At 61.5% G+C, this 21,022-nt stretch carries 27 protein-coding genes and 2 tRNA genes; 18 read left to right on the forward strand and 11 right to left on the reverse strand.

Annotated elements, in window-relative coordinates; genetic code table 11:
- The 3 genes from KBY75_RS12650 to KBY75_RS12660 form a co-directional block, all read right to left on the reverse strand.
- Positions 1–377 (reverse strand): chromate transporter (locus tag KBY75_RS12650; protein WP_255024155.1); only part of this gene is annotated, 377 nt, incomplete at its 3' end.
- Entirely contained in the window at positions 374–925 is a 552-nt protein-coding gene (locus KBY75_RS12655) for a chromate transporter (protein WP_254937538.1), read from the reverse strand. The genes KBY75_RS12650 and KBY75_RS12655, both read right to left, overlap by 4 nt.
- Complete coding sequence (locus KBY75_RS12660; RefSeq protein WP_255024156.1) at positions 918–1,934, reverse strand: phospholipase D-like domain-containing protein; 1,017 nt, start codon at positions 1,932–1,934, stop codon at positions 918–920. Before KBY75_RS12660 ends, KBY75_RS12655 begins: the two co-directional genes overlap by 8 nt.
- Positions 1,935–2,049: 115 nt before the next feature.
- Between KBY75_RS12660 and minD the strand changes: the two genes are divergently transcribed.
- The 4 genes from minD to KBY75_RS12680 all read left to right on the forward strand — a co-directional run bounded on the left by minD (position 2,050) and on the right by KBY75_RS12680 (position 3,547).
- Entirely contained in the window at positions 2,050–2,868 is an 819-nt protein-coding gene (gene minD / locus KBY75_RS12665) for a septum site-determining protein MinD (RefSeq protein ID WP_255024157.1), read from the forward strand.
- 5 nt (positions 2,869–2,873) lie between these two features.
- Positions 2,874–3,188 (forward strand): cell division topological specificity factor MinE, encoded by a 315-nt coding sequence (gene minE, locus KBY75_RS12670; protein WP_254937541.1) that lies wholly within the window; start codon positions 2,874–2,876, stop codon positions 3,186–3,188.
- Positions 3,189–3,227: 39 nt separating this feature from the next.
- Complete coding sequence (locus KBY75_RS12675; protein WP_254937542.1) at positions 3,228–3,440, forward strand: response regulator transcription factor; 213 nt, start codon at positions 3,228–3,230, stop codon at positions 3,438–3,440.
- Positions 3,441–3,475: 35 nt separating this feature from the next.
- Positions 3,476–3,547: transfer RNA gene (locus KBY75_RS12680), tRNA-Thr, on the forward strand.
- Positions 3,548–3,941: 394 nt separating this feature from the next.
- On the opposite strand, the gene KBY75_RS12685 is transcribed toward KBY75_RS12680, so the two are convergent.
- Positions 3,942–5,381 (reverse strand): MFS transporter, encoded by a 1,440-nt coding sequence (locus tag KBY75_RS12685; protein WP_255024158.1) that lies wholly within the window; start codon positions 5,379–5,381, stop codon positions 3,942–3,944.
- Positions 5,382–6,619: 1,238 nt separating this feature from the next.
- Between KBY75_RS12685 and KBY75_RS12690 the strand changes: the two genes are divergently transcribed.
- Positions 6,620–6,787: a hypothetical protein gene (locus KBY75_RS12690; protein WP_255024159.1), complete on the forward strand. Its 168-nt coding sequence runs from the start codon at positions 6,620–6,622 to the stop codon at positions 6,785–6,787.
- Between the two features lie 78 nt (positions 6,788–6,865).
- On the opposite strand, the gene KBY75_RS12695 is transcribed toward KBY75_RS12690, so the two are convergent.
- Genes KBY75_RS12695 through KBY75_RS12715 form a run of 5 tightly spaced genes read right to left on the reverse strand, consistent with a single transcriptional unit; the run spans position 6,866 to position 10,178 of the window.
- Positions 6,866–7,033: a hypothetical protein gene (locus tag KBY75_RS12695; protein WP_255024160.1), complete on the reverse strand. Its 168-nt coding sequence runs from the start codon at positions 7,031–7,033 to the stop codon at positions 6,866–6,868.
- A gap of 12 nt (positions 7,034–7,045) precedes the next feature.
- Positions 7,046–7,657 (reverse strand): L-threonylcarbamoyladenylate synthase, encoded by a 612-nt coding sequence (locus KBY75_RS12700; RefSeq protein WP_255024161.1) that lies wholly within the window; start codon positions 7,655–7,657, stop codon positions 7,046–7,048.
- Positions 7,647–8,543: a peptide chain release factor N(5)-glutamine methyltransferase gene (prmC, locus tag KBY75_RS12705; protein ID WP_255024162.1), complete on the reverse strand. Its 897-nt coding sequence runs from the start codon at positions 8,541–8,543 to the stop codon at positions 7,647–7,649. The genes KBY75_RS12700 and prmC overlap by 11 nt, the downstream gene beginning before the upstream one ends.
- Before the next feature lie 9 nt (positions 8,544–8,552).
- Positions 8,553–9,707: a DNA-processing protein DprA gene (locus tag KBY75_RS12710; protein WP_255024163.1), complete on the reverse strand. Its 1,155-nt coding sequence runs from the start codon at positions 9,705–9,707 to the stop codon at positions 8,553–8,555.
- Positions 9,708–9,734: 27 nt separating this feature from the next.
- Positions 9,735–10,178: a thioesterase family protein gene (locus KBY75_RS12715; RefSeq protein ID WP_255024164.1), complete on the reverse strand. Its 444-nt coding sequence runs from the start codon at positions 10,176–10,178 to the stop codon at positions 9,735–9,737.
- 113 nt (positions 10,179–10,291) lie between these two features.
- Here KBY75_RS12715 and KBY75_RS12720 point away from each other — a divergent pair, with 113 nt between their 5' ends.
- The gene (locus tag KBY75_RS12720) at positions 10,292–11,140 is read left to right on the forward strand and encodes a universal stress protein (protein ID WP_255024165.1); all 849 of its coding nucleotides are present in this window, start codon (positions 10,292–10,294) and stop codon (positions 11,138–11,140) included.
- On the opposite strand, the gene psbM is transcribed toward KBY75_RS12720, so the two are convergent.
- Both psbM and KBY75_RS12730 read right to left on the reverse strand, forming a co-directional pair.
- Positions 11,137–11,244: a photosystem II reaction center protein PsbM gene (gene psbM / locus KBY75_RS12725; RefSeq protein ID WP_015109223.1), complete on the reverse strand. Its 108-nt coding sequence runs from the start codon at positions 11,242–11,244 to the stop codon at positions 11,137–11,139. The two genes, KBY75_RS12720 and psbM, sit on opposite strands and share 4 nt — an antisense overlap.
- A gap of 48 nt (positions 11,245–11,292) precedes the next feature.
- Positions 11,293–11,778, reverse strand: coding sequence for a 2Fe-2S iron-sulfur cluster-binding protein (locus KBY75_RS12730; RefSeq protein ID WP_255024166.1), 486 nt, complete (start codon positions 11,776–11,778; stop codon positions 11,293–11,295).
- Positions 11,779–11,891: 113 nt separating this feature from the next.
- Here KBY75_RS12730 and psbB point away from each other — a divergent pair, with 113 nt between their 5' ends.
- The 12 genes from psbB (at position 11,892) to KBY75_RS12790 (ending at position 20,993) form a co-directional block, all read left to right on the forward strand.
- Positions 11,892–13,451 carry a photosystem II chlorophyll-binding protein CP47 gene (psbB, locus tag KBY75_RS12735; protein ID WP_255024167.1) on the forward strand — a complete coding sequence of 520 codons (1,560 nt, stop codon included), beginning with the start codon at positions 11,892–11,894 and terminating at the stop codon, positions 13,449–13,451.
- 24 nt (positions 13,452–13,475) lie between these two features.
- Positions 13,476–13,571, forward strand: coding sequence for a photosystem II reaction center protein T (locus tag KBY75_RS12740; RefSeq protein ID WP_010314684.1), 96 nt, complete (start codon positions 13,476–13,478; stop codon positions 13,569–13,571).
- Positions 13,572–13,695: 124 nt separating this feature from the next.
- The gene (gene nrdR, locus KBY75_RS12745) at positions 13,696–14,190 is read left to right on the forward strand and encodes a transcriptional regulator NrdR (RefSeq protein ID WP_254937553.1); all 495 of its coding nucleotides are present in this window, start codon (positions 13,696–13,698) and stop codon (positions 14,188–14,190) included.
- A gap of 186 nt (positions 14,191–14,376) precedes the next feature.
- Entirely contained in the window at positions 14,377–15,462 is a 1,086-nt protein-coding gene (locus KBY75_RS12750; protein WP_254937554.1) for a 30S ribosomal protein S1, read from the forward strand.
- Positions 15,463–15,486: 24 nt separating this feature from the next.
- On the forward strand, positions 15,487–16,302 hold the full coding sequence (locus KBY75_RS12755) for an HAD family hydrolase (protein ID WP_255024168.1): 816 nt from the start codon (positions 15,487–15,489) through the stop codon (positions 16,300–16,302).
- 21 nt (positions 16,303–16,323) lie between these two features.
- A complete protein-coding gene (metK, locus tag KBY75_RS12760) occupies positions 16,324–17,571 on the forward strand; it encodes a methionine adenosyltransferase (RefSeq protein ID WP_254937556.1) in 1,248 nt (415 codons plus the stop codon).
- Positions 17,572–17,581: 10 nt separating this feature from the next.
- Positions 17,582–18,853, forward strand: a complete 1,272-nt coding sequence (locus KBY75_RS12765; protein ID WP_396098336.1) for an FGGY-family carbohydrate kinase — start codon at positions 17,582–17,584, stop codon at positions 18,851–18,853.
- A 175-nt stretch (positions 18,854–19,028) separates the two neighbouring features.
- Positions 19,029–19,295, forward strand: a complete 267-nt coding sequence (locus KBY75_RS12770) for a DUF2470 domain-containing protein (protein ID WP_255024170.1) — start codon at positions 19,029–19,031, stop codon at positions 19,293–19,295.
- A 44-nt stretch (positions 19,296–19,339) separates the two neighbouring features.
- Positions 19,340–20,026, forward strand: coding sequence for a ComF family protein (locus KBY75_RS12775; protein WP_255024171.1), 687 nt, complete (start codon positions 19,340–19,342; stop codon positions 20,024–20,026).
- Positions 20,017–20,089, forward strand: a tRNA-Phe gene (locus KBY75_RS12780). Before KBY75_RS12775 ends, KBY75_RS12780 begins: the two co-directional genes overlap by 10 nt.
- Before the next feature lie 84 nt (positions 20,090–20,173).
- On the forward strand, positions 20,174–20,752 hold the full coding sequence (locus tag KBY75_RS12785; protein WP_255024172.1) for a hypothetical protein: 579 nt from the start codon (positions 20,174–20,176) through the stop codon (positions 20,750–20,752).
- Positions 20,745–20,993, forward strand: coding sequence for a hypothetical protein (locus KBY75_RS12790; protein ID WP_254937561.1), 249 nt, complete (start codon positions 20,745–20,747; stop codon positions 20,991–20,993). Before KBY75_RS12785 ends, KBY75_RS12790 begins: the two co-directional genes overlap by 8 nt.
- Positions 20,994–21,022: the final 29 nt, after the last annotated feature.

Below are 21,022 nucleotides of genomic sequence, written 5' to 3' on the forward strand. Positions count from 1 at the left end.
AGGCGCTTCCAACTAAGGCAGGCGATGACCATCAGCAAGGTAGAGGGCAAAAGGATCGCTGCTTCGGCGCCGTAGGCGGAGAGCAGGGCCCAGAGAGGCCCCTCCCGCCAGCCGGCCCCGAGCCCAAGCAAGCCCACCAACATTGAGCTGGGGCCAGGCGCCGCCTCCGCCAGGGCATAAAGATCGGCAAATTGGGTATTAGTGAGCCAGCAAAACTGGGCCACCGCCAAATGGTGATATTCCGCCAGCAGGGTGTTGCCACCGCCGAGTGAAAACAGCGACAGCGATAAAAACTGCCACAGCACCTGCACCAAGGTGCCCAAATCAGAGAGGCGCGCTGGCTCACACGCCACCGCCACGGCCAGCAGCCCACTCATGGATTGCTCTGCCGGCGGGGCCAATACCAAGCCATGGCCAAAGGCCCGGCGATCAACACCACTGGAATCAAGCGCTGGTCAAACAAGCTGAGTGCCAAAAAGACCACCGCAGCAAGCAACAAAGCAACCCGATCATTCCAATATTGATCAAGAATCTTGAATCCCATGGAAAGGGCCATCCCTGCTGCCGCAGCCACCACCCCGGCCAGCACCCGATCTACCGAGGGGATGGTGTGGAAATGGAAGTAGGCCAAACCCAGCCCCATCAACAGGCTGAAGGGGAGCAGCAGCATGCCGGCAAGGGCTACCAAAGCGCCTGGCAAACCGTGGAACTCGGCGCCGATGTACACGGCCATGTTGATCTGGTTTGGCCCCGGGAAAAGGCGGGCAACCGTGAGTCCAGTGAGGAATTGCTCGTTGGACATCCAACGGCGCTGCTCAACCACAATCCGCTGGCTCCAGGCCGACAGGCCACCACCAAAGGCCGAGAGCGCCACCTGAAGCATCCCCCAGAACAACTCAGAAAGGCTGGGGCGCGGCTCAGTCATGGACGAAGTGGGGATCCGGTGGCAATTCACCGTCCTCGTGTTGGCTGGGATCAAGTGGATCTGGAGCGTGATATTTCTTTGCCGCATCCCAGTCGGCCTGGAACGTGCTGCGCAGCCTCGCCACCACCTCGGGGGCATCGGATTCGATGCCGAGTTCGCGACGCAGATCAAAAGCGCTGCGATCGATGTTCATCGAACCGGTCTGGGCGTAGGCACCGTCAACCAAAAGTAACTTGGCGTGCAGTTTTAGGTGCTTCTGCCGGCGCACCTTCACGCCAAAGCGCTCCATCACACGCAGTGAAGAGAAAGTGTCGTAGATGTCCCAGTCGGAAATGCCGTGCTTGCCACCACAGAGGAAGCGCACCTTCACGCCGCGCTCCCGGGCAGAAATTATTCTCTCCAAAATCACCGCATCCACAAATTTTGGGTGCTGAATCCAAAGGCTCTCGAGCGCCATATCGATGATCCTGGCCATTTGGCCGCGACTGTGAACGCTGCTCCACACCAGGCCCACAGTGAGATCGGGATGGAAAAAGCTGCGGTTCCAGTCGGCCTCAAAGCCAGCGATCACCTGCTCTACAACAGGCACCGCGTAGCTGACGACCCCGTAGTCACGGGTCTCAGTGAAGTATTTGTCGCTGAGGTTGAAGGTGGCAACCAGCACGCAGTTGGAATCCACTACCAGCGATTTCTCGTGGGTCACTGGAAAGGCTTCGCTGGTCCAGGCCACCTCAATGCCGCAGGCGCCGAGGCGCGCATAGGCCTCATCATTCCAACGGTCGCCGCCGGAAGTGTGTGGATTGAGCATCACCCGCACCTGCACGCCACGCTGCTGCGCCCGGATCAAGGCCTGCTCGATGGTCTCCGACTGCAACTTGAACTGCTTGAGCCGAAGTCTCTCCTGGGCAGCATCAATCAAGGCCACCACAGCCACTGGGCCGTCATCGGGCATCACCAGCAGCTGCTGGTGATGGTGCAGATGGTTAAGCCCGCCTGGGGTTTGAGTCATCCCTTCTCGGAGCCTGATCACCCCTTTTAGAGCAGCTGCCGCCAGTAGCAATGCCAGCCCCGATACCTGCAACTCAAGGCTTTGGCCTTAACCTGCCCTCAATCCAGCCTGTGCCGTGGCCGCCACGTCTACCCGCTACATCCTGATCTGCTCCGGCAAAGGAGGCGTGGGCAAAACCACCCTCACCGCCAACCTCGGCATTGCCCTTGCCAAGCAAGGTGCCCGCACCGCCGTGCTCGATGCCGACTTCGGCCTACGCAACCTCGACTTGTTGCTCGGCTTGGAAAACCGGATCGTTTACACAGCCCAGGAGGTGCTGGCAGAAACCTGTCGCCTCGAGCAAGCATTGGTAAAGCACAAGCAGGAGCCAAATCTGGCCTTGCTTCCCGCTGGAAATCCACGGATGCTCGAGTGGCTCCAGCCCGACGACATGCGCAAGATCGCTGCCATGCTTGGCGAGCATTTCAATTACGTATTAATCGATGCACCGGCGGGCATTGAGGGCGGCTTCAAGAACGCCATGGCGGCCGCAGGCGAAGCAATCGTGGTCACAACCCCGGAGGTTTCGGCCGTGCGAGATGCCGACCGGGTGATTGGCCTGCTCAACAGTGAAGGCGTTAAGCCGATCCAGCTTGTGCTGAACCGGGTGCGGCCAAAAATGATGGCAAATCAGGAGATGCTGGGAGTAAGCGATGTCACCGACATCCTGGCCCTGCCGTTACTTGGCCTAGTCCTGGAAGACGAACAGGTGATTGTGAGCACCAATCGAGGTGAGCCCCTCACCCTCACCGGCAATAGTTCACCGGCTGGCCGCGCTTACACGAATGTGGCTCGCCGCCTGCAGGGTGAAGAGGTGCCACTGATCGATCCGAGCAAAGAGCGCCAAGGGCTGCGGGCCACGATTGGGCGACTGATGCAAACCAAGATCTTCTGAAGCCGATGACCTTGCTTGATGTGATCAACAAACTGTTGGGGCGGCAGCCCGCCAGTGCCAACACGGCTAAGCAACGACTGCAGTTGGTGCTAGCCCACGACCGCAGCGACCTCAATCCCGAGCTGCTGCAACAAATGCGCCGGGAAATCCTTGAGGTTGTGAGTCGTTATGTGGAAATCGACTTTGAGGAAGGGGATGTGACCCTGGAAACGGAGGACCGAGTAACGGCCCTGGTAGCCAACCTGCCGATTCGGCGAGCCAAGCTGCCGGCTCCCGCCCCTATCTCTGAGCCAACCCTGGAGAGCGAGCTCAATTCCTGAGACAGTGTGGGAACGCTGAGGGGCAGCCGCACCAATGCCATGCCCTGTTCAACCGCCTTCGAGCATCCAGAACTCTCCGCCGCTGAGCGGCGTGTGCTCCAGCAATTGGAACTGGGCTACAGCAACAAAGCAATTGCCGCAGCCTTAATTCTTAGCAGGCGCACGGTCGAAAGCCATATGTCGAGCCTACTGGCCAAAACCGGCTGTCAAAGCCGCACCCAGCTGCTGCTCTGGGCGCTGGGTGAGCGATAAGCTCAATACATGGTTGCCGCATAGCGACTTCCATTGCCGGCTTAGCTCAGTGGTAGAGCAGCGCTTTTGTAAAGCGAAGGCCATCGGTTCAAATCCGTTAGCCGGCTTTTAGGTTCAGATCGGTTGCGGCAGTGAGGAACAGCGCCTGGAGCCCCATAGGTTGACTAATGAATGGTTGTCAAGACATGGGGCCCGGGGGTACTAAGCGAAGCCCGTCCCTGGGAACTCAACTTGCATAGCTAGTCGGACAAAAGACAAGGCGTAAGCACCCCGTGACAATCGGGCCAGCCAAGTAGCCAGCCAGGGCCTTGAACCAAGCCCAGAACCCAACTGACACCCCCCTTGTCTTTCTTCACGGCCCTTGATCGATTAAGTGCTGACGCCCACCTGATGGCGCATCAACGGGGTCTGGAATGTGCAGGTCATCTAGGTGAACCTGCGCCAGGGCAGCACAACCCATCCCGACATGGCCCTGCGGGCGATCACCACCGGCCAGCTCGATCAATGCAACCTTTCGAGATCGAGGCCCTTGGTTTCGATTCGGTAAAACCAGGTGATGGCGGCCCCCACCAGGGAGGTAATCGCCAGCAAGGGCAGCAGCCTCTGAGTGCCCCAATGGGTGAGTAAGACCGGGAAGAGAAAGGCTGTGATGACGGCGCCCACCTTGCCGGCGGCGGCGGCGACTCCGGCGCCCAGGCCCCGCAGCCGGGTGGGGAACACCTCCCCAGCAAGCAGGTACGTCTGGGAATTGGGGCCCAGGTTGGTCATGAATTGGAACAGCACAAAGCCCGCCACAATCAAGGGCAGGTTGTTGGCGCTCTCAGCGGAGCCGGCTCCGGCGGCGGCCAGAACCAGGCCTAGGGCACAGCCGATAAAGCCAAGGATCTGCAAGGGGATCCGCCCCCAGCGATCCGCCAAAACGATCGCCACACTGATCCCAACCAGGAAGGCCACATCGATCAAGGCCGTGCCCCGGGCAGCGAGCAGATCGTCACGGATTACGCTTACTACGTTGTGGTCGCCCGACTGCATGCCAAAGGCGGCGGCGATGATCACCGGGGTGAAGATACCGATGCCGTAGGTGGAGAGGTCTTGGAGGAACCACGGCACGGATGCCAGGGTGGTGGCCTTCAGCAGCCGGCCCTGAAACAGTTCTCGCCAGTCGGCGGGCTTGGAATGGTCTCGGATTGAACCATCAGAAGCGGACGCCATGGCAAGGGCAACGTCTTGGCGATTGCGCAAACGCTCCAGGTGGGTCTGTGCTTCTTCCACCTCGCCGCGGCTGATCAACCAGTGGCTGCTTTCGGGCAGAAACAGGCGGCCCCACACCACCAAAGCCACGGGCAACACCGGCATCAAATAGAAGATCCGCCAGGTTTCGAGGTCGGGGCGGCTCGCCAGCAGCACCGCCGCCAAGGCTGTTCCCACAACGGCTCCAACGGCCTGGAAGCTGAATGCTCCGAGCACCAGGCGGCCCCGGATGCTTGCCGGAATGCTCTCGGAAATCACCAGATGAGCCGTGGGATAGTCAGCGCCCAGGGCCAGACCGATCACAAACAGGCAGCCCACCAGCCAAGTGGTATTGGGGCTAAAGGCTGCTGCCACCAAACCAATCAGCAGCAACACCATTTCAGCGATGAAGACCGGCTTGCGGCCGAAGCGATCGGCCAGGCCGCCCAAGGCGAGGGCGCCAATCATGATCCCGAACAGGGTGGCGGCGGTCACAAAGCCGCGATCGGTGGCGCTCATGGCGAACTGTTCGCTCACCAGGGGCAGGGCGATACCACCCATGAAGACGATGAGCCCCTCAAAAAATTTTCCCGCCGTCGCCAGCGACCACACCAGCCACTGCATGCTGGAGAGGGGCGGGCCGGGCAACTCAGCACCGTCTTGCCAGCGAGGCACCTCCTCGATGTAAGCATGGACGGTTTGCTGGTCCACGGACTCAGAACGTAAGCCTTAAGTATGGGCTGGACTTCACTGGCCGGCTTGTGTTCTGGGATTCCTGCCAGGCGAAATGGCACCGAAGCAATCGCCCAACAGAATCGGGAAGGCCGTGGCCGTTAGCCCCAGTGACTACCCATGGCCATCAGCATCCCCAAGCTCAGCGGTTTTAAATCCTTGGCCTTGACGGGCACCGAGGAAAAGTCGCGGCGTAGGCCATGCACAAGGGTCATGCCCGGTGGAATAGGCAGGACTTGATTTTTTCATTCGTGGCACGAAGTCTGCCAGCTCAGTCCAGTTGCCAGATGGGATGCTCACTTAAATGCTCGACAAGAAGCGTCGCGTGGCATCCCTGACCGTAAATGATCGAGACAAGTCGATCAAATTTGCAGGGGCACAAAGTGCACGCGTTGAGGAGTAAAGATCGACTACGAGAACCTGAGACCAGCTTGTCTTGTCAAACTCCCTACAACAGCATCTAACCCTTCCAATCCATTGTTCGGGTCGGCATTAAAGGCAATTGCTCAAAGATAACGACGGCGAGATCCGCGCCAGTTGCAACGGCAGGGGATTTGCCTACTCGCTGCCGAGACGATCCAGGACATAGCTAGCCAGTTATATCCCTCGGATGGGACTTGATTCGATGTCAAGATGCGGAAGGATCCAACACTGATCATTCTTCTTTGTCAAGCAGCCCAGGAGAGATCTCAATCATCACCTCGCAGTGGTTCAACCATCCGTTGCCGACCAGAGTTCATCATCTCTGTGTAGGAAAGAGCCCTTGGCCGTTCCGGTTCGAAGTTAATAGTCTTTAGGCCTTCTCTTTGAGCCCTAGGCTTGCCTGCACTGAGTTTTCCAACCATCCATGCCACGGCCAAGGAAGCAACTAGAGCAACAAGGACTGTCATGGGCTCTCCGCAGATCTTGCCTGCCTAATTATGCAGCAGAAACAGGTGCCACCTGAAATACACAGAGCCAAGTTCACCAGTGCCAGGCACCTGGTTGACGGCTATGGCTACAGCTATCGCTATGGCGTTGAATTCAAATCAATCGACTAAGACAGCCAGCAGGTGATCAAAATATGTTAGGTCGACTATCTCGCCCCTAACCGACGCCTTAGGACATTCAAGCTTGTTCTCCGATTTCCCGTTTATGCCCTTAAAAGCAACGCATCACCACCTGCAGCGGCAGCTCCCAATGGCCATATCCTGGCTCTCGTAGCGTTGGGCTCCCCCATGGTGAGCCCCGGAACCGCCCAGGCCCAAATAGCAACCGAGGCCAGCACCAAAGAGCAAGCCATCTTGGACAAGATCCGGCAACTCAAAGCTCCCCGCTGGAAAAACTTCGGCAGCTGTCGCTACGACTGGGGTGCTTGGCGCCTACCTCTATCGCAGCGGAAATAAAAACCAAAGTGGCGAAAACTTGATGCTGGCCAATCTGTACGCCACCGCCAAACCGTTAGTAGTCCAAACCCAGGCGCCCTAGGTTTCCCCCTGGGCTCGCCCAGCCAGAAGCCAGATACCAAGGGCCAGCAGCAACCAGGGCAAAAAGCTGAGCTCCATCAAGTCGGACAACACCTGAAGCAAGGGCTCCATAGCCCAATAAAACACCGCTACCGAGACCGCCACCACAACAATCAGAGCCCCCATGCCTACACGCTCCTAAATGCCTGGGGGCAGTAGAGCACCGGCCCGCAATACCCGCCAGCCTCTCTCGGGGCGCCAAGCAACAACCGTGCTGGCCTGACCTGCGCCGAGGGGCCAGGGGATCGGTGCCAGAAGCGGCACCCCTGGAAATTGCTCGGCAGCCTCCTGAGCTGTGCAGGCAGCCGGACAGCCTGAAATATTGGCGCTGGTTGTAGCCAAGGGGCCACTGAGCTGCAGCAAGGCCTGGGCTTCCGCACTGGCCGGCAGCCGCAGGCCCAGGCTCGACCCACCGGGATTGAGGGCCTCTGCCACCACTCCAACGGCAGGTAGCACCAAAGTGACCGCCCCAGGCCAGGCCCAGGCAGCCATCTCCAACCACTCAGAGCGCGGCGCTATGCCCAGGCAAGCAAACAGAGCTTCGGAGCTGGCCGCCATCAAAATCAAAGGCTTGTCTGCCGGGCGTTGTTTCAGGCACCAAAGCTGGTTGGCCTGGCCCGGTGAAGCCGCCAGGGCTGGCAAGGTATCTGTGGGGAACAGGGCAGCTGAACCCTCAAGGAGCAATGCCGCCAGATCTGGTGGCTCCAAAGCTGGAGATGGAACCGGCAACAATCCAGGCTTAATGGTCATGGCAATCCCTGCCCGATCCTGGCCAGCGAGCCGACGCGAAGCGCCCTACACCTTCGAGATCCCTATGGGAGCACACCTCGGCATATCCGGCAGAACTGAGTAGGTCGTTCACCGCATGGCTCTGGTCGAAGTGATGCTCCATCAGCAACAGGCCTCCTGGAGCAAGGGCCGCCGCCCCACCCGCCACTATTAGGCGCAAGGCATCCAGTCCATCGACTCCGCCATCGAGGGCAATTAAAGGCTCATGCTCCCTCACGCCGGGCTCCAAACCAGCCCATACCTCAGTCGGTATGTAGGGGGGATTGCTCACCACCAGCTCCAACTGTCCCCACCAGGAGCTCAACGGCTGCCACCAACTGCCCTCCAGCAATTGCACCCGATCAGCCACGCCACCTGCCGCCAGATTGAGGGCCGCCTGGCGAAGAGCCCCTGGACTGCAGTCGATGGCCCAGCCGCGACTGGACGGCCAGGCCAGGGCCAAGGCCAGGGCCATACAGCCAGAGCCGGTGCCGAGATCAGCCCAATAGCCCGGGCCGGAAGGGGCCAGCTCCAGGGCCAGCTCCACCAGTAATTCCGTTTCCTGTCTAGGAATCAGCACTCCTGGGGCCACGCTAATTTCCAGGTCACGCCAGGGGCAGCGCCCCACAAGGTATTGAAGCGGCTCGGCGGTATCGAGATGGCGGCGCCACATCGCCTCCAATTTGTTGAGATCACAGGCCAGTTGAACCGGCAGCTGAGCATGAAGACGCAGCTGCTGTTGAGCCCGCCAGGGCAGGCCTCCCGCCAGATCCAGCAGCCAGTCAAAGTCTCCAGGGCTCCCGCCCAGGGCTAGTTGCTGTCGCCGCCAGGCCAACAACTGCTCCCCATCGAGCTGCCCATTCACCATGCATTCAGGCTAGGCCGGACGCCAGCAAAGCCCAGGCTCAGCCCGCACCAGCCCCTGAAGCTCTAATGCCAGCAGACGGGAGGCAAGGGTGGCCGCAGGCTCCTCCAGCATCAGACAGAGCTGCTCAAGCGAAGCTCCGTGCCCCAAGGCTGTTAGCAGCGCGGGATCGGCTGATCGCAGTAGCCCGTGGGCGGCCGCAGGAGCAGCGGGATCTGGCGACGCCAGGGGGCCAGGACCTAGCTGTCGAATTAAATCTGCGGGCTCAAGCAGCACAGTGGCGTCTTGGGCGAGCAGACGATTGCTACCAGCAGCAGATGACTTGCCCGCATCAGCCGGCACGGCCCAGACCGGCAACTCCTGCTGCATGGCGAGGGTGGCCGACTGGAGAGCTCCACTGCGCATAGGGCACTCGACCACCACCACCGCCCGAGCCAGGCCGACCTGCAGCCGGTTGCGAGCCGCAAAATGACCTGCCTGCACCGCAGTGCCCGCCGGCAACTCGCTCACAAGCAGCCCCGCGGCACCCACCTCAGCCTGTAGCTGCTGATGGTGCCTGGGATAAACCCGCTCAAGGGGAGTGCCCAACACCCCCACAGGTCGGCCGCCCTTGGACAAGCAGCCCCGGTGTGCGGCTCCGTCGATCCCTTCTGCCAGGCCACTCACCACCGGCCAACCCGCCTGGGCAAGGGCCGCACCGATCGCCTCAGCCATGGCCAACCCATGCAGGGAGGGCCGGCGCGTCCCCACGACCGCAATGGCCTGGCGGCGACGAAGCAGGGGCCACAACCAGCCCTTACCCCGCCAACACAGGCGCAGAGGCGGCCGCGCCAAGGAGAGCAACTCGGGCGGAAAGGCCGGATCAGCTGGTACCAACACCCCCTTGCCGCCGCGCAGCTCTTGACCGAAACGGGGCAAGGGATCGGGACCCCAGCGATCGCGATAACGCTGCAGCTGGCGGCAGCCCACCGCACCAAAACCGGCAAGGGCAGCAAAGGCCTCCAGCGGAGCGCCCCAGGCTGCCGCCCAGCCACAGAAGTTGTCCCGAATGGCAACCAGCCGCTGGGCGCCAATCCCCGGACAACCCGACCACAGCAGCCACCAAAGCCGCTGCTCCTGATTCCAACCGGAGCCATCGGCGCTCCGCAGCAGCCCTTGAATCGCCATACCGCCTTCAGTACAGATGTACTGATCTTAATGCGGTCCCCGGACCAGGGCCGTAACCGCGGCCTCTAGATCAGGGGGCAAGCGGCGCACCAGCCGGCGCTGATCCAGCCCAGGGGCGCTCTCCACCAGGACAAGTTCAACCCTTGCCTCAGCCGCCAGCTTTCCGCTTGCAGCAACAAAACGGCTTCGCCATGGCAATTTCAGACCAGAGCGCGGCAGCACCTCGCTCCACAGCTGGACAGCATCGCCGTGAAACAGGGGTTGCTTGTAGTCAATGGTCAAGCTCACCACCGGCAGCTCAAAGCCCCGAGCGGAAAGATCGCTGTAGGCGATACCAGCTGCAGCCAGGGCCTCCACCCGCGCCTCCTCAAGCCAAGCCAAGTAAGCGCCATGCCACATGACGCCGGCGTGGTCCGTGTGCTGGGGCAGCACACGGCGCTCCAGCAACCAGCCTTCAGACACTTTCTTCAACACAGCCGGGCCAGCTTGGCCGGAGCGGGATGGTTGCGGTGTAACGGGCAGATGACTTGCGCTTGCAGATCGGCCATAGGCTGACAGGCAGCCTGCTACTTCGAGTCGTCTCAGTGTTTCGCAACGTTCTAATCGCCGATTCCGGCAAAGGCCACGTGGAAGAGATGGTGCGCATGCTGCGCGACATCCCGGCGGTGCGTGCGGCCCGCATCAACCTGCTGCACGTGGTGCCTGAGCAGGCTGGTGAGAGCTTCGCGGACCAATCCCAAAAAGCGGCGAGTATCGCCGCCGAAGCGGTGCAGCGGCTCGGACTCAACCCCAGCGAGGTGAACACAATCATTCGCCAGGGAGACACCAAGCAAACGGTGCTGAAAGTGGCCGACGAACTCAACAGCGACCTGATCGTGATGGGCTCCAGAGGCATGGGCCGCCTTCAGTCGATCCTTAGCAACAGCGCCAGCCAATACGTATTCCAGCTTTCGACCAGGCCGATGCTGCTGGTGCGCGACGACCTTTACATCCGCCACATCAACCGGGTGATGGTGGCCATCGATGGCACCGGGGTCGGCGACGACGCCCTGAAACTTGCCTGCGAGCTTGTGCGGGAGATTCCTGGCGGCAGCCTCACAGGCGTGCATGTCACCCGCCAAGACATCACCCCTTCTCGGGGCGGCAAATCCCCAGCCGATGACGTGCTCGAAAAAGCCTCCCAACGAGCCCGTGGCTACGGAGTGGAGCTCAAGGCGGTGCACCTCAGCGGCGATGTCGGCCGCAGCGTGTGCGCCGCCGCTGAGGATCTCAAAGCCGACCTGCTGGTGATCGCTTCCCAGGATCGGCGCCCAGTGGTTGCACGCGGGCTCGTCGACATCGACCGGCTACTGGGCAGCTCGGTGAGCGACTACATCCGCGTTCATGCCCCAGCACCTGTGTTGCTGGTGCGGGAGCCCGAAGGGAGGAACTAGCCCCCCTGGCGACTGTTGGTTTGGATGTAAAGAATGATTAAAAAGACCGCGGGAACCAACACGAACAAAAGGCTGGCAACAAAGCCGAGATCGTTGGTTTCCATGGCTGAAGGGGAAGTGAGGGGAGGGTATCACCGCCAAATGGGCGCTTTTCAGGAGGCTTCACCGCTCGTTGCGGTTGGGGCCTGTTCTCCGCCCTCGCTGTGACCTTCAGCCCCATCCTCTAAATCCTCGTCGCCTTCCTGCGCCGGAGGGGCAGGCCAGGCTGTGGGGCCGCTGGGCAGGGGCTTGGCCTGGGCCTCCGCCACCAAATTTTCCTGGTCGGCCATGCCCACTTGGGGCCGAGTCAAAACCAAAACAGACTCCTGAACCATGGTTTGACAGGCAAGCCGCCAGGTTTGGGGGCGCCGGCGCAGTTTTTGGTCTTCCACGGCGGTGCGGCCGCTCAGCACCTGGGCACCGGTGCCCTCCGGAATCGCCACAAAGCAGGTGATGCACTGGCCGCAGCCGCCGCAATTGCCTAGGGCACCCTTGAGCCCGTAGAGCTGAATGCCCTCCCGCAAAGCCACTTCTCGCAGGTTTTCGCCGGGGTAGCACTCAATGTCGCGGCCCTCGCGAACAAATCGGATCACGGGCATGAAACCTTTCTGCAGAGGTATTCATTCTGGGCCAGGCCGTTGCGGTCCGTTACCTGGCGCGCACGGCGGCCGGAGCCCCCTTACGATCGCCCAACCCACCCAGAACTACCCCAATGGGATTGCCCTGGTATCGGGTGCACACGGTCGTCATTAACGACCCGGGCCGATTGCTCGCAGTGCACCTCATGCACACCGCCCTGGTTGCCGGCTGGGCCGGCTCCATGGCGCTCTATGAGCTCGCAATTTTTGATCCGTCCGACCCGGTACTCAACCCGATGTGGCGCCAAGGCATGTTCGTCATGCCCTTCATGGCCCGATTAGGAGTAACCGGCAGCTGGGGCGGCTGGAGCATCACCGGGGAAACCGGCGTTGATCCTGGATTCTGGAGTTTTGAAGGTGTGGCTGCAGCCCACATCATCTTTAGCGGCCTGCTCTTCCTAGCTGCCATCTGGCACTGGACTTACTGGGATCTAGAGATTTGGCAGGACCCTCGCACCGGCGAACCTGCCCTCGATCTGCCCAAAATCTTTGGCATCCACCTGCTACTTGCCGGGCTTGGTTGCTTCGGATTCGGGGCCTTCCACCTCACTGGGGTTTTCGGACCTGGCATGTGGGTCAGTGATCCATATGGAATTACGGGACACTTAGAGCCAGTTCAACCATCCTGGGGACCAGAGGGATTCAATCCCTTCAACCCAGGCGGCATCGTGGCCCACCACATTGCCGCTGGCATCGTTGGAATCATTGCTGGCATCTTCCACATAACCACTCGTCCGCCTGAGCGCCTCTACAAGGCTCTCCGCATGGGCAACATCGAAACGGTCCTGGCCTCGGCCATCGCAGCTGTCTTCTTTGCAGCCTTCATTGTTGCCGGAACGATGTGGTACGGCGCTGCGGCAACTCCAGTTGAGTTGTTTGGCCCCACCCGCTATCAGTGGGACCAGAGCTACTTCAAGACGGAAATCAATCGTCGAGTCCAAACCGCTCTCGACAACGGAGCCACCAAGGAACAGGCCTATGCCTCGATTCCTGAAAAGCTGGCCTTCTATGACTACGTCGGTAACAGTCCTGCCAAAGGCGGCCTGTTCCGGGTTGGTCCGATGGTGAATGGCGACGGCCTCCCCACCGGCTGGATTGGCCACATCTCCTTCACTGACAAAGACGGTCGGGACCTTGAGGTTCGGCGCCTGCCCAACTTCTTCGAGAACTTCCCCGTCGTTCTCCAGGATCAAGAAGGCATCGTTCGCGCCGACATTCCCTTCCGTCGGGCTGAGGCCAAGTATTCCTTTGAGCAGACCGGTGTGACAGCGACCGTCTACGGCGGCGCCCTCAACGGCCAGGTCTTCACTGATCCTGCCGATGTGAAGCGGTTGGCTCGCAAGGCCCAGCTCGGCGAAGCCTTCGAATTTGACCGCGAGACTTATCACTCCGACGGCACCTTCCGCAGCTCACCCCGCGGTTGGTTCACCTTCGGACACGCCACCTTCGCCCTTCTGTTCTTCTTCGGTCACATCTGGCACGGTGCTCGCACCCTGTATCGCGATGTGTTTGCCGGTATTGATCCGGACCTTGGCGAACAAGTGGAATTCGGTCTGTTCCAGAAATTGGGCGACCGCTCCACCCGTCGTCTGCCCGAGGGCTACGTGCCCCCGGCAGGCAGTCCCCTCAGCTGACCGCCAGCACCCCCGAGGACATCCATGGAAAGCTTCGCTTACATCCTGATCCTGGCCCTGGCCATCTCCACGCTCTTCTTTGCAATCGCTTTTCGCGATCCCCCCAAGATCGGCAAATAATCAGCCAGAGCCCTTTAAAGCCCCTGCTTCGGCAGGGGCTTTTTTGTTGCGCAATAGGCGAATGCGGGCCTTTCCAAATGAAAAAGTGCTGCTTACACTTGAAAGACACGCCCGGATGCCAGGGATGCAATGTCCCTCATGCCAACACACCGACAGCCGGGTGCTCGAATCTCGAGCGGCCGACAGTGGTCGCAGCGTGAGACGGCGGCGTGAGTGTCTCAACTGCGAATTCCGCTTCACTACCTATGAGCGGGTAGAGACAGTGCCCATCACTGTTGTGAAGCGCAACTCCTCGCGGGAAACCTTCAACCGCGTCAAGCTGCTGCACGGGCTACTGCGCGCCTGCGAAAAAACAGGTCTAGAGCCGGCAAGGCTCGAAGGAGTGGTGGATGAAATCGAACTCCAGCTGCAGCAACGCAGCGGAAGGGAGGTGAGCAGTGCCGAAATTGGTGAACTTGTGCTTCAGCAGCTCAGTGAAATGAGTGAGGTTGCCTATGTCCGCTTTGCCTCTGTCTATCGCCAGTTCCAGGGCGTAAGCGATTTTGTGGCCACCTTGGAAGGTCTGCACAAGCGCAGTGGTGGCCGCTTGCGCAAAGCCAGCTTGGCCACGGTCAGCTGAGCCAGATCTTCTGAATCAGATCAGCTGAGCCGGGGCAGAGCAAAGCAAACCTCCCAGAGGAGCCTCACTGGTGGGCGGCTCCATTGGTGTGAGGCCTGATTGGTACAGTAATAAATCGGGTTTGCTCTGCTGGCGGGCAGATCACCCACTCCTTTCCTACTGCTTCAGGCAGACCGCCACCTATCCATGACCGTGACCCCTTCCGATACCAGCACTGAAGCGCTCAACCAAGACGCGACCAGTGCCGAGGCCGAGCTCGATTTCGCCGCCGCCATGGGCGATGACCTCGATCTAGCCATTCCGGAAGAGGTTCCCACCGCCGATGACCCCAGCAGTCGCGCTGCATCCCGCAACGATGCTGATGGCGTGGGTTTCACCCTGGATGAGTTTGCGTCGCTACTGAGCAAGTACGACTACAACTTCAAGCCGGGTGACGTTGTCAACGGCACCGTGTTTGCCCTGGAATCGAAGGGCGCCATGATCGACATCGGCGCCAAAACAGCGGCATTTATGCCCGTTCAGGAGGTGTCAATCAACCGGGTTGAAGGCCTCAGCGACGTTCTCGTGCCAGGCGAGGTGCGCGAGTTCTTCATCATGAGTGAGGAGAACGAAGACGGCCAGCTCTCGCTCTCCATACGCCGCATCGAATATCAGCGTGCCTGGGAACGGGTGCGCCAGCTGCAAAAAGAAGACGCGACCATTTACAGCGAAGTATTTGCCACCAACCGTGGTGGCGCCCTCGTGCGGGTGGAAGGCTTGCGCGGGTTCATTCCCGGCAGTCACATCAGCACCCGCAAGGCCAAAGAAGAGCTGGTGGCCGACTTCCTGCCCCTCAAGTTCCTTGAGGTGGACGAAGAGCGCAACCGCCTGGTGCTCAGCCATCGCCGCGCCCTGGTGGAGCGCAAGATGAATCGCCTCGAAGTGGGCGAAGTGGTGCTCGGCACCGTGCGTGGCATCAAGCCCTACGGCGCCTTCATCGACATCGGCGGTGTCAGCGGCCTGCTGCACATTTCCGAGATCAGCCACGAGCACATCGAGACACCGCACACGGTGCTCAATGTCAACGACCAGATGAAGGTGATGATCATCGACCTCGACGCCGAGCGGGGCCGCATCTCCCTCTCGACCAAGGCCCTCGAGCCCGAGCCCGGAGACATGCTCACCGATCCCCAGAAAGTGTTCGAGAAAGCCGAGGAAATGGCCGCCCGCTACAAGCAGATGCTGCTTGAGCAGGCCGAAGACAACGAACCAATGGGCGTCACCCTCGACTGAGCCAGGTCCAACTACGAGCCCTCCATGGCCGAGCTGTTTCTGCGGGGGCAACCCCTGGCTGATGCGACGGGAACATCATTCCCAATCGAAGCGGTGTTGTTCGACAAGGACGGCACCCTTTGCATCAGCGAACCCATGCTCCACACCCTGGCCGAGGCCAGGGTTTTTCATGCCTGCGAGCTATTGGGGAAACGCCACCCGGAGCTACCCACCAGCCGAGCCAAAGAACTAGCTCAGCTACTGCAGCGGGCCTACGGGCTCCGCAGTAGCGCCATCCATCCGGCCGGCGCAACGGCCGTCGGCTCCCGCAGCCACAACCTGATCTCCACCGCCACAGCGTTGGCCCAGGTTGGCCTTGGTTGGCCGGAAGCCCTAGAACTCAGCGAAAGCGTCTTTGCGGCCACCGATGGCCTGCATGGCCAGGGAAGTGAGCACCGGCCCATCGCCACCGCCGGACTCCACGACTTGATGCAAGCACTGCAGGAAGCAGGAGTGGTGTGCGCCGTGATCAGCAACGATGACGAGGCTGGCATCGAAGCTTTTCTGGCCAGCCAAAACCTCAGGTCCAGGTTTCAAGCCCTGTGGAGTGCCGACCACAACCCGCGCAAGCCAGACCCGGCGGCTGTGCTCGCACTCTGCGACCAACTCGGAATACAGCCCAACCGTTGCGCCCTGATCGGAGATGCCAATAGCGACCTGCGCATGGCCCAGCAGGCGGGGGTGTCCGTAGTGCTCGGCTATGGGGCGGGCTGGAGCATCGCCCCGCCGCTAGATCCGCGCTTCCCCTGCCTGCAACATTGGCGTGAGCTCCAGGTAAACGCAGGCCAGCACATAGGCTGAGTTCAGTTGAATTAAGGCTGCATGAGCCGCTACGTCTTCACCTCTGAGTCTGTAACAGAAGGGCATCCCGACAAGATCTGTGATCAGGTGAGCGATGCGGTGCTCGATGCCCTGCTGGCCCAGGACCCTGCTTCTCGAGTTGCCTGCGAGACCGTGGTCAACACTGGCCTTTGCCTGATCACTGGTGAAGTAACAACAAGCGCCCGGGTTGACTTCAACACCCTGGTGCGGGGCGTGATCAACCAGATCGGTTACGCCGGTGCCCGCGCCGGCGGCTTCGATGCTCACAGCTGCGCTGTGCTGGTGGCCCTAGACCAGCAGTCCCCCGATATTGCCCAGGGGGTGAATGAGGCCGACGACCACGACGGCGACCCCCTCGATCTGGTTGGAGCAGGCGACCAGGGGATCATGTTTGGCTACGCCTGCAACGAGACGCCAGAGCTAATGCCTCTGCCGATCAGCCTGGCCCACCGCCTGGCGCGGCGGCTGGCGGAGGTGCGTCACAACGGCAGCCTCGGCTACTTGCTGCCCGACGGCAAAACCCAGGTGAGCGTCGTCTACGAAAACGAGGTGCCCGTGTCGATCGACACGATCTTGATCTCCACCCAGCACACAGCTGAGATCGATGGCATCTCGGACGAAAAAGCGATTCGGGAGCGCATTGCCGCCGACCTCTGGAGCCACGTGGTGGAGCCCGCCACCGCCGATCTGGCCCTCAAGCCCTCCCAGGCAGACACTCGCTTCCTGGTGAACCCCACCGGCAAATTTGTGGTGGGCGGCCCCCAGGGTGACGCCGGTCTGACGGGCCGCAAAATCATCGTTGATACCTACGGCGGCTATGCCCGCCATGGCGGTGGCGCCTTCTCGGGCAAGGATCCCACCAAGGTGGATCGCTCCGCCGCCTACGCCGCCCGCTACGTGGCTAAAGCCCTGGTGGCCGCAGGCCTGGCTCGCAAGTGCGAAGTGCAGCTCAGCTACGCCATCGGCGTAGCCAAACCGGTAAGCATTCTGGTGGAAAGCTTCGGCACGGGCGCCATCAGCAATGACGACCTCACCACCCTGGTGCAGGAGCAGTTCGACCTACGCCCCGGGGCCATCATCGCAACCTTCGGCTTACGGGAGCTGCCCCAGCAACGCGGCGGCCGCTTCTATCAAGATGTGGCTGCTTACGGCCATTTCGGCCGCACCGACCTGGATCTTCCCTGGGAAAACGTGGACGCCATCGCTGCCACGCTCAAGCAGGTCACCGCAGCGCAGGTCGACGCCTGAGCTGCCACCCCTGCGGGTGAACACGACACATGCCCTTGGAGTGGATCTGGGCAGTAGCGGCCTGCGGATTGCCCTGATAGGGCCAGACGGCGAGCAGCTGATCGCAGAGTCCAGCCCCTATCCATCCAGCCTGGAGGAGCCTTTGGGCTGGGTGGAGGGCCTAATAAGCCTCTGCGGGCTGCTGCCAGCCGCTGCCCGAAAGCAAGTTGGGGCGCTGGCGGTGGATGGCACCTCCGGCACCCTGCTGCTGTGCCATCCCGATGGCCAGCCCGGCCCTGGCTGCCTAGGTAAAGCCTTGGCGTATCACTTCATCTGCCGTGAGCAGGCCCCTATTGCTGCAGCCCTTGCCGGTTCAGGCCCAGCCGCTAGTGCCAATGGCAGCCTGGCCCGGGCCCTGCACCTGCTGGCTCAGGCCCAAGCAATTGGAGCGGGCGGCCCCTGGCTGCTGCGTCACCAGGCCGACTGGCTCACCGGCTGGTTGCTTGGTGACTGGAGCTGGGGAGAAGAGGGCAACAACCTGCGCCTCGGCTGGGACCTGCAAAGGCAGGGCTGGAGTGGCTCGATCGCGCTCCAGCCGTGGGCCACAGCCTTGCCAGCGATTCGCCCCAGCGGCGCGGTGCTGGGGCGAATCGCTGCTACGACGGCCCAAAAGCTGGGACTGGCGCCTGGCTGCCAGGTGGTTGCAGGCAGCACCGACGCCAACGCCGGGGTGCTAGCCGCCCAGCCAGGCAGGGGTGATGGCGTCACCGTGCTGGGCACCACCCTGGTGCTCAAACAGTTCAGCCCCAGACCAATCGAAGGGCCAGGCATCAGCTGTCACCGAGTGGCAGGAAGCTGGCTGGTAGGTGGCGCCTCCAATACCGGAGCCGGCATCCTGAGGCGCTTCTTCAGTGACGGCCAGATCGAAGAGTTGAGCCGCCAGATCGATCCTCGCCAACCCACGGGCCTGCAGCTGCGGCCGCTGCCAGCCCGTGGGGAGCGCTTTCCTGTGGACGATCCTGAGCTCGAGCCGCTACTGGGACCGCGCCCGATCAGCGACGTCCGCTACCTCCAGGCCCTGCTGGAGGGCCTCACAGCCCTCGAAAAACAGGGCTGGCAGCGGTTGCAAGCGGCCGGCGCCCCCGCCCTGGAGCGGGTGATCACCCTGGGGGGCGGGGCCCGCAACCCCCAATGGCGGCGGCTGCGCCAGCAGAGCCTGGGCATACCGGTGCTGAATCGACCGGGGTGCACAGCTGCCCTTGGCATGGCCAGACTGGCCGCAACAGCCCTGCAAAAACCATGAACGACCGCCTGCGCTCTGTGATCTCCATGGCGGTGTTTGTGGTGCTGGCTGGCTATGTGGGCTTCAGTGCCCTGCGTTTTGGCCTGTTGTTGTGGCAGCGCTTCGGCGCCGCCTAACTCCCTTAGCAGCTTCGTCCGAGCCAGAATCACTCCCACCCCCACCGCCGCGCATCACCATGGCCGCCGACCCCCTCACTCCCGCCGTGAGCGATCGGATTTGCCGACACATGAATGACGACCATGCCGAGGCGGTGCTGGCCTATGCCCGTCACTACGGCGGCCTAGGCGCAGCCGAGGAGGCAAGCCTGGTAGCAGTCCGAGCCGAAGCCATGGAGCTTGAGGTGGATGGCGCCAAGGTCACAGTGCCCTTCGACCACTGCCTTAGTGACAGTGAGGATGCCCATCGCACCCTGGTGGCGATGCTGCGGGCCCTGCCCCGCTGAAGCCGGCGGCGTGGGAATCCTGCGGGAAACCTGCAGACCCATCCATGGCCTCCTGGCCCCCTGGCCCAACTCCCCTCACGGCAGGGCTGTTAAAGCTGCTGCCCCTGGAATGGATCGCCAAACCACCAAGCCTGCACGCCGATCTGGCGGCGGAATTACCCGAGGGGGGACGCCAGGGTAGTGATCCCATCCATTGGTGGGCCGCTGGCATGTACTCGGGGCGGCTGCGCCGGCAGCTTCTTTATCTGCGTACCCATCCGAATCCAGCCATGGTGGCAGTTCTGGTACAGCAACTAGCCGCAAGACTGGGCGCCGAACCTTGGGCCAGACCACCGCTGCTGGTTGCGATCCCCAGCTGGAAGCGGCGAGCCAACCCTCTGCCCGGTCTGCTGGGCAGAGCCCTTAGCTGGCAACTGGGCTGGCGCCAGGCACCCCTCCTGCAACGCAGTCGGGCCGTGCTGGGCCAGCACCATCTAAGCCGCGAGCTGCGCTGGGCTAACCAGGCTGGGGCCTTTCGCTGCTCCGCGTCTGGGCAGCAACAGCACCCCCGGGATAAACCTGCGGTGGTGCTGTTGGACGACATCCTCACGACGGGTGCTACGGCCTGCGCCGCCGCTGCCACCCTGCGCGACCAGGGCTGGCAGGTGGCTGGCATGGCCTGCCTGGCCCGAACCCCGTGGCAGGTCCGTGATCTAAGATTGCAAAGTTGCTTAGGCGACGGGCCGGGATAGCTCAGTTGGTAGAGCAGGCGATTGAAAATCGCCGTGTCCCCAGTTCAAATCTGGGTCCTGGCATTCTCATCCCACTGCTTTCTTGTCGCGAAAAACCTGCCCGGGTTTGGAATGGCTCAACTAGAAACGGCTGAATATTGCGGCACCATGCAGAGCCAACTCCAAGGCTTTTTCGTCGGCGAGAAAATTCGCCAACTCCTGCACTGCGATGCAGCCTTTATCGAGCATTGCGAGCGCCTCAACTACAAAGCTGATCCCAGCCGTGATCCCAAGCTGGTGAGCGCCACCATGGGAAGGGCCCTGCTTGAAATCGCCCTCTGTTTTGGCGAACTGGCCGAGCCAGGCACCTCCAACAAGGGCCTTTACGGGGCCGCTAGCACTATCACGGAACTGATCTGTGACCACGACCCCAAGGAGCCCGAGGTGGCGGGGGGGCGCTCCTTGGCCCTGAAGCGGCTACTGGGCAGCCGTGGTGGCATGGCGGTGGCCCAAACCATTACCCGGGTGCTTGCCAAGGTGGACCAGCTAGCACCCTGGGACGAAGAATCCACTATTGATGCCTGGCGGTCGTTCCTTCGCCACTACTGCCAGATCCTCTGGCGCGAAAGCAGCACCCCAATCGAACTTGAAAAATGCGATACGGCAATCAATACCCTGCTTGAGATGCTGCTTGGTCCAGCCCAGCCAACTCCAGGCCCCCAGAGCCCTAGCCAATGCCATGCGTGAACATCCACTGAACTCCAACCGGGTGTTCAATAACGCCGACAGCTTTGCTCAGGCTTTCGATGAAGCCTGGCAAAAACATGAGCAGCGCGACCCCCACCACGGCCTCGATCCAGCAGCCAAGGTCGAGCTGATGCTCGAGGGGCTTGGCGACCATCCCTTTCTGCAAAACCAACCAGAGCTGGCTCAGCAAGTAGCCGCTTTTCGCCTCCGCCTCTTGGGGTTGGCCGGGCCCAGCCAGTAGCGTCATTCTCACAGCCGTGAACTGGCGTG

The organism is Cyanobium sp. T1G-Tous (assembly GCF_024345455.1).
Lineage (GTDB): Bacteria > Cyanobacteriota > Cyanobacteriia > PCC-6307 > Cyanobiaceae > Cyanobium_A.

Bases quoted from the DNA above. Each gene is read 5' to 3' on its own strand.
- KBY75_RS12675 (WP_254937542.1), top strand. From the start codon at position 3,228: ATGCCCTGTTCAACCGCCTTCGAGCATCCAGAACTCTCCGCCGCTGAG.
- KBY75_RS12770 (WP_255024170.1), top strand. From the start codon at position 19,029: ATGGCCGCCGACCCCCTCACTCCCGCCGTGAGCGATCGGATTTGCCGA.
- KBY75_RS12775 (WP_255024171.1), top strand. From the start codon at position 19,340: ATGGCCTCCTGGCCCCCTGGCCCAACTCCCCTCACGGCAGGGCTGTTA.
- KBY75_RS12660 (WP_255024156.1), bottom strand. From the start codon at position 1,934: ATGACTCAAACCCCAGGCGGGCTTAACCATCTGCACCATCACCAGCAG.
- KBY75_RS12755 (WP_255024168.1), top strand. From the start codon at position 15,487: ATGGCCGAGCTGTTTCTGCGGGGGCAACCCCTGGCTGATGCGACGGGA.
- psbB (WP_255024167.1), top strand. From the start codon at position 11,892: ATGGGATTGCCCTGGTATCGGGTGCACACGGTCGTCATTAACGACCCG.
- KBY75_RS12740 (WP_010314684.1), top strand. From the start codon at position 13,476: ATGGAAAGCTTCGCTTACATCCTGATCCTGGCCCTGGCCATCTCCACG.
- KBY75_RS12655 (WP_254937538.1), bottom strand. From the start codon at position 925: ATGACTGAGCCGCGCCCCAGCCTTTCTGAGTTGTTCTGGGGGATGCTT.
- KBY75_RS12695 (WP_255024160.1), bottom strand. From the start codon at position 7,033: ATGGGGGCTCTGATTGTTGTGGTGGCGGTCTCGGTAGCGGTGTTTTAT.
- KBY75_RS12785 (WP_255024172.1), top strand. From the start codon at position 20,174: ATGCAGAGCCAACTCCAAGGCTTTTTCGTCGGCGAGAAAATTCGCCAA.
- metK (WP_254937556.1), top strand. From the start codon at position 16,324: ATGAGCCGCTACGTCTTCACCTCTGAGTCTGTAACAGAAGGGCATCCC.
- prmC (WP_255024162.1), bottom strand. From the start codon at position 8,543: ATGGTGAATGGGCAGCTCGATGGGGAGCAGTTGTTGGCCTGGCGGCGA.
- KBY75_RS12700 (WP_255024161.1), bottom strand. From the start codon at position 7,657: ATGACCATTAAGCCTGGATTGTTGCCGGTTCCATCTCCAGCTTTGGAG.
- psbM (WP_015109223.1), bottom strand. From the start codon at position 11,244: ATGGAAACCAACGATCTCGGCTTTGTTGCCAGCCTTTTGTTCGTGTTG.
- KBY75_RS12750 (WP_254937554.1), top strand. From the start codon at position 14,377: ATGACCGTGACCCCTTCCGATACCAGCACTGAAGCGCTCAACCAAGAC.
- nrdR (WP_254937553.1), top strand. From the start codon at position 13,696: ATGCAATGTCCCTCATGCCAACACACCGACAGCCGGGTGCTCGAATCT.
- KBY75_RS12790 (WP_254937561.1), top strand. From the start codon at position 20,745: ATGCGTGAACATCCACTGAACTCCAACCGGGTGTTCAATAACGCCGAC.
- KBY75_RS12710 (WP_255024163.1), bottom strand. From the start codon at position 9,707: ATGGCGATTCAAGGGCTGCTGCGGAGCGCCGATGGCTCCGGTTGGAAT.
- minE (WP_254937541.1), top strand. From the start codon at position 2,874: ATGACCTTGCTTGATGTGATCAACAAACTGTTGGGGCGGCAGCCCGCC.
- KBY75_RS12690 (WP_255024159.1), top strand. From the start codon at position 6,620: ATGGTGAGCCCCGGAACCGCCCAGGCCCAAATAGCAACCGAGGCCAGC.
- KBY75_RS12730 (WP_255024166.1), bottom strand. From the start codon at position 11,778: ATGCCCGTGATCCGATTTGTTCGCGAGGGCCGCGACATTGAGTGCTAC.